This window comes from Mitsuaria sp. BK041, from assembly GCF_014193085.1.
In the GTDB taxonomy this organism is placed as follows: domain Bacteria; phylum Pseudomonadota; class Gammaproteobacteria; order Burkholderiales; family Burkholderiaceae_C; genus Roseateles.
Map to the genome: position 1 here is coordinate 2,203,337 of NZ_JACHYT010000001.1, position 14,036 is coordinate 2,217,372.

Sequence of the window (14,036 nt, forward strand, 5' to 3'; positions counted from 1 at the left end):
TTTAGCGAACCGTCCTAAACAGTTGGGAAACTCGTGCGACTTCGTTGACCCTTGAAACGGGCTTTCCAAGAATCGCCCCCAACCCATGAGCAGCATCACCATCCGCGATATCGCCAAGGCCGCCGGCCTGTCCATCGGCACCGTCTCGCGCGGCCTGCGCAACCAGTCCGGCCTGTCGGAGCAGACCCGCCAGATCGTGCGCGAGACCGCCATGCGTCTCGGCTACGACGTCAACCACCTGCGCAAGAAGAAGATCCGCCGGATCGGCTTCCTGCTGCACAGCCAGCACAACACGCTGGCGTCCAGCCCCTTCTTCTCGGCGGTGCTCCACGGCGCCGAGCAGGCCTGCAAGAGAGAAGGCCTGTCGCTCTCCTTCCTCGTGGCCGGGCCGGAGCAGCCGGTGATCGACCAGGTGCGCGTCCACCCGCTCGACGCCTACCTGTGCGTCGGCTACTTCGAGCCCGAGGTGCTGGACGCGCTCAAGCGCAGCGGCAAGCCGATGGTGCTGGTGGACATGCATCGCCGCGGCATGACTTCGGTCAACCCGGACCATCAGCACGGCAGCTTCCTGGCCACCAGCCACCTGCTGCGCAGCGGGCGGCGGACCATCGCGCTGATCTCGGGCTCGCCGGCGCATTACAGCCTGGAGCAGCGCGCCCGCGGCTACCGGCGGGCGCTGTTCGAGGCCAAGGTCCAGGCCGACCCGGACCTGGAGATCATCGCGCCGCAGCTGGGCGACGGCGAGGCCGGCATCACCGCGGCCATGCGCAGCCTGCTCGACCGCCGCCGCCGGCCCGACGCGGTGGTCTGCTTCAACGACAGCGCCGCCCTGGTGGCCCTGCGGCAGTGCCTGAACGCCGGCCTGCGCATCCCCGAGGACATCGCCGTCATCGGCTTCGACGACATCGGCGGCGCCGCCGTCAGCCACCCGCCGCTGAGCACTGTCCGCGTCGACAAGACGGCGCTGGGCGTCAAGGGCGTCGAGCTGCTGCTGGAGCTGCCGACGCCCGAGGCGCTGACCGTGACCCTGCCGGTCGAGCTGGTGGTGCGCGACAGCACCAGCTGCATCGACTGACGGCGCCTGCCCATCCTTCCGATCCACCCCCAGACCACAAAAGGAGACAAACGATGAAGACCATTCACCTGACCCGACGCGCCGTGCTCGCCACCGCCGCGATCGCGACCCTGGGCGCGCTGGCCGGCCCGGCGCGCGCCGGCGACCTGGAAGTGCTGCACTGGTGGACCAGCGGCGGCGAGGCCAAGGCCATCTCCGGCCTGAAGGACTCGCTGCAGGCCAAGGGCCACCACTGGAAGGACTTCGCGGTGGCCGGCGGCGCCGGCGACGCGGCGATGACGGTGCTGAAGTCGCGCGCCATCTCCGGCAACGCGCCGACCGCCGCGCAGATCAAGGGCCCGCTGCTGCAGGACTGGGCCGCCGAAGGCATGCTGGCCAACATCGACACCGTCGCCAAGGCCGAGCGCTGGGACGAGCTGCTGCTGCCGGTCATCAGCGACATCGTGAAGTACAAGGGCCACTACATCGCCGTGCCGGTCAACGTGCACCGCGTCAACTGGCTCTGGATCAATCCCGAGGTGATGAAGAAGGCCGGCGTCAAGCCGCCGACCAGCTGGGACGAGTTCTTCACCGCGGCCGACGCGCTGAAGAAGGCCGGGGTGATCCCGCTGGCCCACGGCGGGCAGTCCTGGCAGGACTTCACCACCTTCGAGACGGTGGTGCTGGGCACCGGCGGCCCGGCCTTCTATCGCAAGGCGCTGATCCAGCTCGACCCGGCCAGCCTGAAGAGCCCGACGATGGAGAAGTCGCTCGCGACCTTCCGTCGCCTGAAGGCCTACACCGACCGCAATGCGCCGGGCCGCGACTGGAACCTGGCCACGGCCATGGTCATGAAGGGCGAGGCCGCGATGCAGATCATGGGCGACTGGGCCAAGGGCGAGTTCCTGGCCGCCGGCAAGACCGCGGGCAAGGATTTCCTGTGCGTGCCCGCGCCCGGCACCGCGAAGTCCTACACCTTCAACGTCGACTCCTTCGCGATGTTCAAGGTCAAGGGCGAGGCCAACCAGCAGGCGCAGCGCGACATGGCCTCGGCCATCCTGTCGCCGGCGGTGCAGGAGTCCTTCAACCTGGAGAAGGGCTCGATCCCGGTGCGCCAGGGCGTGAGCCTGGCGCGCTACGACGACTGCGCCAAGGCCTCGGCCGCCGATTTCGCGGAGGCGGGCAAGGCCGGCACGCTGCTGCCGTCGATCGCGCACGGCATGGCGGTCCGCGCCGCCGTCGAGGGCGCGCTCAAGGACGTGGTCAGCCAGTTCTGGAACAGCGACGCGATCACGCCGGCCCAGGCGATGGACCGGCTAGTGGCGGCGGCCAAGACGCAGTGATCGGCGCAGTGACCGGCGCCTTGCGAGCGCGGCGCGAGCCTCGATCAGCGCATCGAGGCTGGCGTCAATCGCCGGCGACCAGTGCGGTGTGGACCTGGTCGCCGGCGACCACGGCGGTGAGCGCGAAGCCGTCGAAGCGCGCCGCCAGCGGCCCGCCAGGGACCGGCCGCAGCCGCAGCGCGCCGCGGCCCGCATCGAGCGCCACCAGCTCGACCTCGTCGAACTCGACGAAGCGCCGCACCACCGGATGGATGGCCTTGTAGACGCTCTCCTTCGCGGAGAAGAGCAGGGTGGCCAGCAGCGGGTCCGGCGCCTGCGGGAACCAGCGCCGGCGTTCCTCGGCGGTGCAGCACAGCTCGACGATGCTGCGCACGGCGTCGGCATCGGCGAGCAATTCGCTGTCGATGCCGACCATCGACCATGCCGGGCGCAGCCCGACGCAGGCCCAAGCGCCGCCGCGCGTGTGGGAGATCGACCCCACCAGATCGGCCGGCCAGAGCGGCGCACCGGACTCGCCGATGCCGATGCCGACGCGACGCCCGCTCACGGCGGCCATCGCCGCCTCCGCGCACAGCCGGCCGCCGAGGTGCCCGAGCTGCCGTGAGGCGCTCGCCCGCTGCAACGCGGGCGGTACCAGCGCCGGTAACAGGTCTTGCGCGAGCGCCTGCAGCTGCTCGAGATCCATCCCCCGCCCGGCGACGCCAGCGGGCAGTGCATGCGGCGCGGGCATCAGGCAGGCCTCGATGGCCGCCAGGCGATGCGGCGCCAGCCGCGCGAGCCGTTCCCAGCACGAGGGCGGCGGCGACGGAAACGGCTCGACGCGATCTGTTGCCGGATGAAGCGCTTGTGTCATGTCCCTCTTTTATCGGCGGGAAAGGGAAAGATCGGCTCGGATGACGGTAGAGTCCGGCATTGTTGAGAATTATTATCATCTAGGTGACCTCGAAGTCACAGGGAGCCGTCCTGTCATGACCACCCCGTGCGTGGAGCCCTCGCTGGCTCACGTCTTCATCGAGAACCGGCCGCGTCTGCGGCGCATCGCGCAGGGCATCGTCCGCACGCCCGAGCAGGCGGACGACGTGCTGCAGGACGCCTACCTGAAGCTGATCCACGGCGAGTCGCCGCGGCAGGCCGACCGGCCGCTGTGCTACTGCAGCCGGGTGGTGCGCAACCTGGCCCTGGACTACTGCCGCAAGCACAGCGTCGAGGCGAACTACCGCTGCTTCGACGTGGAGGCCGATGAGTTGGACATCCCCGACACCGCGTCACCCGAGCAACAGATGCGCGACAAGCAGGTGATCTGCTCGATCGACCGGGCGCTGGCCGGCGTGCCGGCGCAGACGCGGCAGGCCTTCGAGCTCTACCGCCTCGAGGGCCTGACGCAGCGCGAGATCGCCAAGCGCATGGGCTGCGCGCTGGGCCTGGTGAACGCCTGGATCGCCGACGCCGCGCGCGCGATCGCGGGCTGCCGGCACCTGCTGGCCGACGACTGACGCCCATCGCGCGCCCGTCGCTCGCCGCAAGCGCGCCCGGCGCGCGCCGCGACGCGTCCCTGGAGTAAGCTCCCGCGCCTGGGGCCGACCGGCCCAGGGTCTTTCACTCCGGGTCACGCCGCCGCCAACCCACCATGACACAAGAGCAGGACGATCCCGTCTGGCAAGCCGCCTGGACGTGGGTGCAACGCGAGTTCGACCGCGCGCGCTTCGACGCCGCCGCCCGGCTCGAACTCGAACGCTGGCTGGCCGAGGATCCCGCGCATCGCCGCGCCCATCGGCAGGCGGCGCGGCTCTGGGACCTCGCGGGGCAGGTGCCCGCGCGCGCCTCACGCGGCGACGGCACTGCCACGACCGCACCGCCCGAGCCCTGCGACTGACCCGGGAGGGTCGGCGCGGGCGCCATGAACATCTCCCGCGCTGAAACGTCTTCACAGGACAAGCCGCCATCTCCGGATCGACCGGAGGGCGCCGGCATCACCCATCCTGCAAGAGGCGTTTCCATGTCCACCAGCTGCTTCGATCGCGAAGACGACACCTTCATCGTTCTCGTCAACCACGAAGACCAGTACTCCATCTGGCCGCATTGGAAGGCGGTCCCCGGCGGCTGGTCCGTGGTGCCGGACGTGCGCGGCGACAAGAAGACGGTGCTGGCCTTCGTGGATCGCACCTGGACCGACATGCGTCCGAAGTCGCTGCGCGAGTGGATGGCGCGCCAGGAGTCGGGCAGCGCCGCCGCGGCGGAGTGATCGATGTCCGAGACGGCCGTCCAGCTGCTGTGCCTGCCCTGCGCGGGCGCCAGCGCCACGATGTACCTGCGCTGGCGGCGCCTGCTGCCGCGATGGATCGCGATCACGCCGGTGGAGTTGCCGGGCCGGGGCGGCCGGTTGGGCGAGCGCTTCGTCGAGGACTTCGACGCGCTGGCCGACCAGCTGTGCGAGGAGCTGGCGCCGCGCTTGGCGCCGGCCACGCCGTTCGCGCTCTTCGGCCACAGCATGGGCGCGCTGCTCGCGCATGGCCTGGCGCAGCGCCTGCGCGAGCGCGGCGTGCGCCTGCCGCTGGCGCTGATCGCTTCCGGCAGCGCGGCGCCGTCGCGTCGCGATACGGCGCGTCTGGAGCGCGTGATCGGCGATGAGGCCGCGCTGGTGGCCGACCTGCGCCGCCAGGGCGGCACGCCGGAAGAGGTCTTCGCGAACGCGGAACTGCTGCGGCTGACCCTGGATGTGCTGGGCGCCGATTACCGCGTGTGCGCGAGCTACCGGCACGAGGCGCGCGCGCCCTTGCCGGTGCCGCTGCACGTGCTGGCCGGTCGCCAGGACGAGATCGCGCCGGACCGGCTGGCCGCCTGGTCGGCCGAGTCCACGCTGCCGATGACCCTGGACTGGTTCGACGGCGGCCATTTCTTCGTGCGGCAGCAGGAGGGCGCGGTGCTGGCCGCGCTGGCCCGCCACCTGAGCGCCGCCGGCGCGCGCGCCGTGCCCGCGACCGACGCCTTCGCGTGAGCGCGCGGCCGTCCGGGCGAACCGGGCGCCGCCGCTCCGACCTCCTCACAGAAAGAAGCGCGACATGACTGCCGCGATGCAGAGCCTTTCGTCCCTTTCTCCGGTTCCTACGTTTTCTCCGGCCGCCGTGGCGGACCGCACCGCGACGGACCCCACCGCGACGGACAACGCCGCGATGGATAAAGCCGCGATGGATAAAGCCGCGATGGCCGCGCCGCGAGCCTTGTCCGCGCCTGCCTCGACGGCGTCCGGAATGCCGTCCGAGACCCTCGTCGACCGCGTCGATGAGCTCGCGCGCATGCGGCCGGAAGACATCGCGCTCGTGATGCTCAACGACGGCGGCCTCGACGGCCGGGACCGCCCCGTGCGCTACGCCGAGCTGGGGCGCCGCGCGCGGGCGGTCGCTGCCGCGCTGCAGGACGCCGGCCTGCCGCTGGGCGCGCGGGTGCTGCTGGCGCTGGAGGGCACGGACGACTACCTCGTCGCCTTCCTCGGCTGCCTGTACGCCGGCCTCATCGCGGTGCCGGTGTTCCCGCCCGAGCCCGCCCGGCCGCAGCACCTCCAGCGCTTCGGCGCCATTGCGCGCGACGCGGGCGCGGCCGCGGTCCTCGCCGCGCGAGCGGACATCGACGGCGGCGCCTTCGAGGGCATTGAGGGCATCGCGGCACCCGGCGCCGCGCGGCTGCTGGCCGTCGACGACATCCGCGCCGAACGCGCCGATGCGTGGCGTCCGCACCGTCCGCGACCCGCTGACATCGCCTTCCTGCAATACACGTCCGGATCGACGTCCACGCCCAAGGGCGTGATGGTCAGCCACGGCAACCTGATGGCCAACGAAATCGCGATCCAGGCGACGCTGGGCACCACCGCGCGGGACGTCTACGTGAGCTGGTTGCCGCCGTTCCACGACATGGGCCTGATCGGCGGCCTGCTGCAGCCGCTGCACGCTGGCGGGATGCTGGTGCTGATGACCACGGCCGCCTTCCTCGCGCGACCCACGCGCTGGCTGGACGCGATGCACCGCTATCGCGGCACGGTGGCCGCCGGTCCCGACTTCGCCTATCGTCTGTGCGCCGATCGCGTCGCGCGCGCCGACCGGAACGCGCCGCCGGCCTGGGACCTCAGCGCCTGGCGCATCGCGCTGTCGGGCGCCGAGCCGGTCCGCGCCGACACGGTCGCGGCTTTCCAAGCCGCCTTCGCGCCGTGCGGCTTCGCGGCGCGTGCCGTCACGCCAAGCTACGGCCTGGCCGAGGCGACGCTGCTGGTGACCGGGAGCCAGCGCACGCACGGCGCGGTGTCGCGGCTTTTCTCGAGCGAGGCCTTGAAGCGCGGGATGGCCGAGCCGCTGCCGGAGGATGGGGCGACCACGACGACGGCAGCGGCCGCGGCGACGCAGGCGAGAGGAGTGATCGCGTCAAGCGGCGTGATCGCGTCAAGCGACGCAACGAGAGAGAGCGGGGCGGTTGCCTGTGACGTCGGCGCCCAGCGCCTGGTCGGCTGCGGGGCCGTCGCGCCCGATCACGCCCTGCGGATCGTCGATCCGTCCAGCGCCGCGGCGCGTGGCGCGGGCGAGATCGGCGAGATCCAGGTGAAGGGTCCCAGCGTCGCGCTCGGCTACTGGGGCCGGCCGGAGGCCAGCGCCGAGACCTTCGCGGAGGAGGGGCCGGATCGCTGGCTGCGCACCGGTGACCTGGGCTTCGTGCTGGACGGCGAGCTCTACGTGACCGGCCGCATCAAGGACCTCATCATCGTCCGCGGCCACAACCTCTATCCGCAGGACATCGAGGCCGCGCTCGAGACCCGGCTGGATCTCGTGCGCAAGGGCCGCATCGCGGCGTTCGCGGTGCCCGGCCCGACGGGCGACGCGATCGGCGTCGCGGCCGAGGTGTCCCGCGCCACGCGCAAGGCGGTGACGCCGCAGGCGCTGGTCGCCGCGATCGCGGCGGTGGTCGGCGAGGTCTGCGGCGAGGCGCCGAGGGTGACCGTCCTGCTGAACCCCGGCGGACTGCCCAAGACCTCGAGCGGCAAGATCCAGCGCAGCGCGGCGCGTCGCGGCTGGCAGGACGACAGCCTCGATGCCTACGCGGTGCATGCGGACGGTCGCTTCACGGTCGATGCGGAGGACGCCGATCCTCGGAGGCTCGACGCTGCATCCGACGCAGCGCCCCATGCAGCGCCCGACGCAATGCTGGACGCGGGAAGCGATGCAAAGCGCGACACGGGACCTCACGCCGGAACCGATGCAGGGCTCGATGCGGCGCTGACCGATACCGAACAGGCGCTTGCCGCGATCTGGCACGAGGTGCTCGAGGATGCCGGCGGCCTTCGCCTGACTCCGCGAAGCCACTTCTTTGCCGTCGGCGGCAACTCGCTGACCGCGGCGCGGCTCGCGTCGCGCGTGACGGCGCGGTTCGGCGTGAAGCTGGCCTTGCGCGACCTGTTCCAGGGACCGACGCTCGCCGCACTGGCCGCGCGGGTCGAGGCGCTGCGGCAGGAGGCTGAGGCGCTGCGGCAGAGGGGCGAGGCGATGCCGACATCGGCACCGCTGCTCCCCATCGCGCGGGGCGCCACGATGCCGCTGTCGCCGGCGCAGCGCCGGCTGTGGCTGGTCGAGCGGCTGACGCCGCGCGCCGATCGCCAGGCCCATCCCGCCTACAACATGACGGCCGCGCTGCATCTGTCGGGTCCGCTGGACCTGCCGGCGCTGCGGGCGGCGATGACCGACCTCGTCGAGCGCCACGAGGTGCTCCGCACCGTTTATCCCGAGAACGACGACGGTGAGCCGCTGGCCGTGTCGCGGCCGCCGTTCGCGCTCGAGCTCCCGCTGACGGATGTGTCGGCGCTGCCCGAGGCTCGCCAGTCCGCGATGCTGGACGAGGCCTTCGCCGCGATAGCGGGCATCGCGTTCGAGCTCGCCGACGGCCCGTTGCTGCGCGCGACGCTGCTGCGGCTGGCGCCCGAGCGCCACGTCCTGCTGCTGGGCGTTCATCACATCGTCTTCGACGGCTGGTCGGTGGCCGTCTTTGTCCGCGACCTGGCCACCGCCTATGCCGCGCGCCATGCGGGTCGGCCACCGCACTGGTCGCGGCTGCCGGTCCAGTACGCCGACTACGCCGACTGGCAGACGCGCCAGCTCGCCACGGCGCTTCCCCCGCTCGCTGCGCACTGGCGCGAGACGCTGCGCGGCGCGCCGGTGCTGTCGACGCTGCCACCCGACCGCGAGCGACCGGCCGTGGCGTCGATGGCCGGTGAGGCGATCGAGCTGATGCTGCCGCGCGCGGAAGCCGACGCCATCGGGCAACTGGCGCGCGCGCAAGGCAGCACGCCCTTCGCGGTGATGCTGGCCGCCTTCCTCGCGGCACTGCACCGCCGCGCCGCCAGCGACGACCTGGTCATCGGCACCGATGTCGCGGGACGCGACCGGCCCGAGATCGAGGACCTGATCGGCTTCTTCGTCAATGTCGTGCCGCTGCGTTCACGACGCGAGGGCGGCGGCACTTTCGCCCAGTGGCTGGCGCGGGTGCGGGACCTGAGCCTGAGCGCCTTCGAGCATGCCGCGATGCCCTTCGACCAGATCGTCGACGCGGCCGGCGTGCCGCGCACGCGGCGACATGGACCGCTCGTGCAGACCCTGTTCGTCGTCCAGAACACGCCGGCCGGGCGCACGGACCTGCCGGGGCTGAGCCTGCGACTCGAGTCGCGCCCGCCGGCCACCTCGAAGTTCGACCTGGCCGTCTTCGTGACCGACACGCCGGATGGCCTGCGCGCCGAGTGGGTCTTCGCCGCGGCGCTGTACGAGCGCGCCAGCGTCGAGGCCTTCGCGCAAGGCTGGCGCGCGCTGCTGCGCGCCGCCGCGGCCGCGCCCGACGCGGCGCTCGACGCGCTGCTCGACGCCGTGCCGGGCGGCCTGTCGCCTGCTTCTCCTCCGCCTTTCAAGGAGCCGACCATGACTTCCCTCCCCATGTCCGCCGTCGACAAGCCCGGCAAGCTCGACAAGCTGAGCAAACTCGACAAGCTGTCCAAGCTCGGCAAGGGCGCGGCGACGGCGATCAGCACGGGCGCACCCGCCGTGGCCGCGCTACCGGGTGTCGCCACGCTGCCGGGTGTGCCCGCGCTGCCGGCCGTGCGCCTGTCCACGCTGGCCGAGGATCGCCGCTTCCCGCTGATCGTCGAGGCCACCAGTCCGGACATCGATGCCGTCGCCTGGGCGCGCCGGCATCGCGACACCGTCGAGTCGCTGCTGTTGTCGCATGGCGGCCTGCTGATGCGGGGCTTCGGGCTGCGGACGCCGCAGGAGTTCGAGGCCTTCGCCGAAACCATCGAGCCCGAGCTGTTCGGCGGCTATGGCGACCTGCCGAAGAAGGAGGGCGGTCGCAACACCTACCGGTCGACGCCGTACCCCGAGCGGCAGATGATCCTGTTCCACAACGAGAGCGCGCACCTGGAGCGCTGGCCGCGCAAGCAGTGGTTCTTCTGCGAGCTGCCGTCGCCGGTGGGCGGCGCGACGCCCATCGTCGACTGCCGCGAGATGCTGCGGCGCCTGCCCGCCGACCTGGTCGACGAATTCGAGCGCAAGGGGCTGCTGTACGTCCGCACCTTCACGCCGCGGCTGGACGTGTCGTGGCAAGACTTCTTCAAGACCACGGACCGTGCCGAGGTCGAGGCGCGGCTGGCGCGGGCCGGTACCGGCTTCCGCTGGCTCGACGCCGACACGCTGCAGACGCGCACCCGCTGCCCGGCGGTGGTCAAGCATCCGTTGACCGGGGAACGGGTGTTCTTCAACCAGGTGCAGCTGCATCACGTCAGCTGCCTGGAGGCGCAGGTGCGCGAGGACCTGCTCGGGCTGGTGGGGCTGGAGCGGATGCCGCGGCACGTGATGTTCGGCGACGGCTCGCTGATCCCAGACGCGACGATGGCCGTGGTCGGTGCGACCTACGAGGCCTGCGCGGTGCGGCTGGATTGGCGGCAAGGCGACGTCATCATGCTGGACAACATGCTGGCGGCGCATGCGCGCGATCCCTACGAGGGACCGCGCAAGATCGTCGTGGCGATGGGCGCGATGTTCGATCGCGCGGCGCTGGGCGGGGAGGGGTGAACCGATGAACGCGATCCACACCCCCGAGATCGCCGCCGCCGCGCTGGCGTCGAGCGGATTGAGCCCCGAGCAGCGGGCGGTTGCCTTGGCGGATCCGTCGACGGCGCTGACGGCGTGGGTCCGCATCGACGGCCCGCTGGACGTCGTCGCGCTGAGGTGGGCGGTCGAGCAGGCGGTGGCCGAGCACGACCTGCTGCGCACGGCCTTCGGCGCCGTGGACGGCTATCGCGGCCTGCGGCAATGGTCGCTGCCCGCGACACCGGTGCTGGATTGGCAGGGCGCTGATCTGCGCGACGCGGACATGGCCGACTCCACGGCCAACTCGACGGCCGACGGAGCGGACGAACGCGAGGGCGGGCTGCATGGACGCGGAGAGGGCGTCAGCGCGCTACACGCGTGGCTGGAGGCACTCGCGACGCCGCTGGCGATCGATGAGGGGCGCGTAGTCCGCGCGGGGCTGGCGCGACTCGGTGAAGCGCGCCATGTGCTGGCGGTCCACGCAAGCGCCTTGGTGGTCGACGCCGGGAGCCTGATCGCGCTGCTCGCACGGGTGGCCGAGATCGCAACCGCCGATGCGATCGGCACCGAGCACTTCCAATACGCGCAGTACGTCGACTGGCGCGCGGAGCTCGCGAGCGACGACGGGGCTCAGGCGGGCAATGCCTATTGGCAGCGTCACTTCGCTGGCACCGCGGATGACGCGGTCGCCGCGAGCACCACGGGCACCGTGGGTGTCGTGAGAGCGCTGAACGTCGCCGACTGGCAGGCCCCTCGGCTCGCCAAGCCGCTCGCACCACGAGCGGGGCGTGTCCAGGCTCGCGCGGCGTTGCCGGCTGACCTGGTTCGCCGTCTCACCGATGCCAATGCCAATGCCAATGCCAACGGCGACGGCGACGGCGACGGCGACGGCGACGGCGACGCCAGCGCGGCCGGACCCGAACGGCTGCTGCAGGCGGTGTGGCTGCTGCTCCTGGCGCGTCTGAACGGCTTCGAGCCATTCGTCGCTGGATGGCGGCACGACTGCCGCGCCGACTACGACCTGATGCGCGGCGGCATGGGCCTCTTCGAGAAGCTCCTGCCGATGGCGATGACGCCGCGCCCGGAGGCCCGCTTCTCCGACTGGCTCGCGCATTGCGCGGCGATCGCGACGAATCACGTGGACGCCCAGGAGTACTGGCCGGTCGATGCTCCACCGACCACGGCGCATCGGGAGGCCGTCTTCGGCTGGCGCGAGGCCGTGCCGCCCGCAGCCTGCTGGTCCGCTCCGGACGTCGAGTTGCCGGAGAGCGATGTCGCGCTCTCGCTCGATGTGCATTGGGGGCCGCGCCCGGAGCTGGTGCTGAACGCCGACGGGACGCGCCATTCACGCGCGGCCGTCGAGCGGCTGCTGTGGCAGTTCAATACGCTGCTCCGCGCGGCGCTCGACCACCCCCACGCGGCAATGCACATGCTGGATCCCGTCGGCGAGGCGGAGCGGGCGGCACTGCTGTCCTGGCGCGGCGAGCGACGCGACGTGGGCACGCTCACGATCTCGCAGCATGTTGCCGAGTGGGCCGCGCTGTCGCCACAGGCGCCTGCGGTGGAGGCGCAGGGTGAGACGCTCGACTACCGCTCGCTCAACCAACGGGCCAACCGGCTCGCCCGCGCGATGAGCTCGCTGGGCGTGACGCCGGGCGCGCTCGTGGCGCTGAACCTGCCACGCAGCGCCGACCTGATCGTCGCGATCCTGGCGACGTGGCGCGCCGGCGCGGCGTATCTGCCGCTGGAACCCCATTGGCCGGAAGCCCGCCGGCAGGCGCTCCTCGCCGACGCGCGGCCCGCGCTGGTGCTGCACGCCGCATCGCTCGGCGGCATGAATGCGGTCGACGTGGCGCTCCACTGCCGCGCGGCGGTCCTCGCCGGCGAAAGCCTGAGCCCCGCAGCTGAGCCGGTCGTCGACCTGCGCACCCTCGACGCCGACATGCCGCCAAGCGTCGCGGGGCTGGGCGATCTGGCCTATGTGCTCTACACCTCGGGCTCGACCGGCCAGCCCAAAGGCGTCGCCATCGAGCATGGCCAGTTGCTCCACTACGTCGTCGGCAGCTCGGCGGCGATGGACCTGGCGGCCCGCCGCCGCTGGGCGCTGGCCAGTTCGGTGGTGGCCGACCTGGGCAACACGGCGCTGTTCGGCGCGCTGTTCAACGGCGCCTGCCTGGTCATCGCCGAAGACGCCGACACGCGAGACGCGGACGCCTTCGCCCGCTTCGTCGACGGTCGCGGCATCGACGCCATCAAGATCGTGCCGTCCCACCTGGAGGCCCTGCTGGACGCCCGGTCGCCGCGGTTGCCGCGCACCGTGGTGCTCGGCGGCGAAGCCGCGCCCCGCGCGCTGATCGAGCGCATCTGGCGCCTGGCGCCGGACACCGTGATCCACAACCACTACGGCCCGACCGAGACCACGGTGGGCGTGCTGGTCCACCGCGTGCGTCCGTCCGATGCGCACGGCGCCGACGCGCTGCCGCTGACGCAGGTGCTGCCCAACACCCGGGTCCATGTGCTCGACGAGGCGATGCGGCTGGTGCCGGCCGGCGCCCAGGGGCAGGTCCATGTCGGCGGTCCGCAGCTGTGCCGCGGCTACCTGGGCCGCGAGGTGCCGGGCGTCTTCGTCGACGACCCGTTCCATCCCGGCGAGCGCCTCTACCGCACCGGCGATGTCGCGCAGGTGCTCGCCGAGGGCGGCCTGCGCCTGATCGGACGCGCGGATCATCAGCTGAAGCTGCGAGGTTTCCGCGTGGACCCGGCGGAGGTCGAAGGCGCGCTGCTGACGCTGCCCGGCGTGCGCCAGGCCGTCGTGCTCGGGATGCCAGGCGCCGGCGGCATCGAGTTGGCCGCCTGCGTCGCCATGGCTGAGGACGGTGCCGGCGTCGACGTCGGCATCGGCGGCCTGCGCGAGGCGCTGAAGTCGCTGCTGCCCTCGCACATGGTCCCCACGCGGGTGATGCGCGTCGACGACTTCCCGCGCCTGCCCAACGGCAAGCTCGATCGCGCCGCCATCGCGACGCTGGTGGCGTCCGCCCTGTCTTCGTCCTCGACCACGAACCCGACATCGACGTCATCCGTCGTCGTGCCTGGCGCGCTCGGCGCGCTCGACGCGCTCAGCGGGACGAGCGGCCCGACGGCCTCGGTCCAGGCCGCGTCCGCCGGCGCGCCGCGCGACGCGCTCGAGAGCGTCCTGTCGCAAGGCATGGGCCTGCTGCTGGGCCGCGGCCCGATCGGCATCGATGAGGATTTCTTCGAGCTCGGGGGTCATTCGCTGCTGGTGATCCGCCTGGTCGCGCGCCTGCGCAAGCTGCTGGGCATTGAGATCGAGCCCGGCCTGGTCTTCGACCACCCGATCGTGGCCGAGCTGGCCGCCGCGCTGCGCGCCGGCCCCTGGGACACCTCGGGCTTCGAGCGCCTGGCCGCCACCGACTGGCAGACGTCCGAGACCGCAGGGCCCCAGACAGCGACATCCCAGACAGCGACATCCGAGACCGCGGCCTCCGAGACCGCGACGCCGTCCCCCTGATC

9 protein-coding genes are annotated in these 14,036 nt (G+C 72.1%); 8 read left to right on the top strand and 1 reads right to left on the bottom strand.

All coding sequences use genetic code 11. The features are described from left to right. The first annotated feature begins 85 nt into the window (after positions 1-85). Both FHT38_RS09680 and FHT38_RS09685 read left to right on the top strand, forming a co-directional pair. A complete protein-coding gene (locus tag FHT38_RS09680; protein WP_091724538.1) occupies positions 86-1,075 on the top strand; it encodes a LacI family DNA-binding transcriptional regulator in 990 nt (329 codons plus the stop codon). A 53-nt stretch (positions 1,076-1,128) separates the two neighbouring features. Next, entirely contained in the window at positions 1,129-2,397 is a 1,269-nt protein-coding gene (locus tag FHT38_RS09685) for an ABC transporter substrate-binding protein (RefSeq protein WP_183491536.1), read from the top strand. Positions 2,398-2,461: 64 nt separating this feature from the next. Here the strand turns inward: FHT38_RS09685 and FHT38_RS09690 are convergent, their stop codons facing one another. Next, complete coding sequence (locus tag FHT38_RS09690) at positions 2,462-3,250, bottom strand: 4'-phosphopantetheinyl transferase (protein WP_183491538.1); 789 nt, start codon at positions 3,248-3,250, stop codon at positions 2,462-2,464. Between the two features lie 115 nt (positions 3,251-3,365). On the opposite strand from FHT38_RS09690, the gene FHT38_RS09695 reads away from it, so the two are divergent. The 6 genes from FHT38_RS09695 to FHT38_RS09720 all read left to right on the top strand — a co-directional run bounded on the left by FHT38_RS09695 (position 3,366) and on the right by FHT38_RS09720 (position 14,034). Further along, positions 3,366-3,890 (top strand): sigma-70 family RNA polymerase sigma factor, encoded by a 525-nt coding sequence (locus tag FHT38_RS09695; RefSeq protein WP_183479431.1) that lies wholly within the window; start codon positions 3,366-3,368, stop codon positions 3,888-3,890. A 134-nt stretch (positions 3,891-4,024) separates the two neighbouring features. Then, the gene (locus FHT38_RS09700; protein ID WP_091724542.1) at positions 4,025-4,270 is read left to right on the top strand and encodes a DUF4880 domain-containing protein; all 246 of its coding nucleotides are present in this window, start codon (positions 4,025-4,027) and stop codon (positions 4,268-4,270) included. A gap of 123 nt (positions 4,271-4,393) precedes the next feature. After that, entirely contained in the window at positions 4,394-4,639 is a 246-nt protein-coding gene (locus tag FHT38_RS09705; protein WP_091724543.1) for an MbtH family NRPS accessory protein, read from the top strand. 3 nt (positions 4,640-4,642) lie between these two features. Beyond that, the gene (locus FHT38_RS09710) at positions 4,643-5,392 is read left to right on the top strand and encodes a thioesterase II family protein (protein WP_183491540.1); all 750 of its coding nucleotides are present in this window, start codon (positions 4,643-4,645) and stop codon (positions 5,390-5,392) included. A 253-nt stretch (positions 5,393-5,645) separates the two neighbouring features. Next, entirely contained in the window at positions 5,646-10,487 is a 4,842-nt protein-coding gene (locus FHT38_RS09715) for a condensation domain-containing protein (RefSeq protein ID WP_183491542.1), read from the top strand. 4 nt (positions 10,488-10,491) lie between these two features. Then, a complete protein-coding gene (locus FHT38_RS09720) occupies positions 10,492-14,034 on the top strand; it encodes a non-ribosomal peptide synthetase (RefSeq protein WP_183491544.1) in 3,543 nt (1,180 codons plus the stop codon). Positions 14,035-14,036 lie beyond the last annotated feature (2 nt).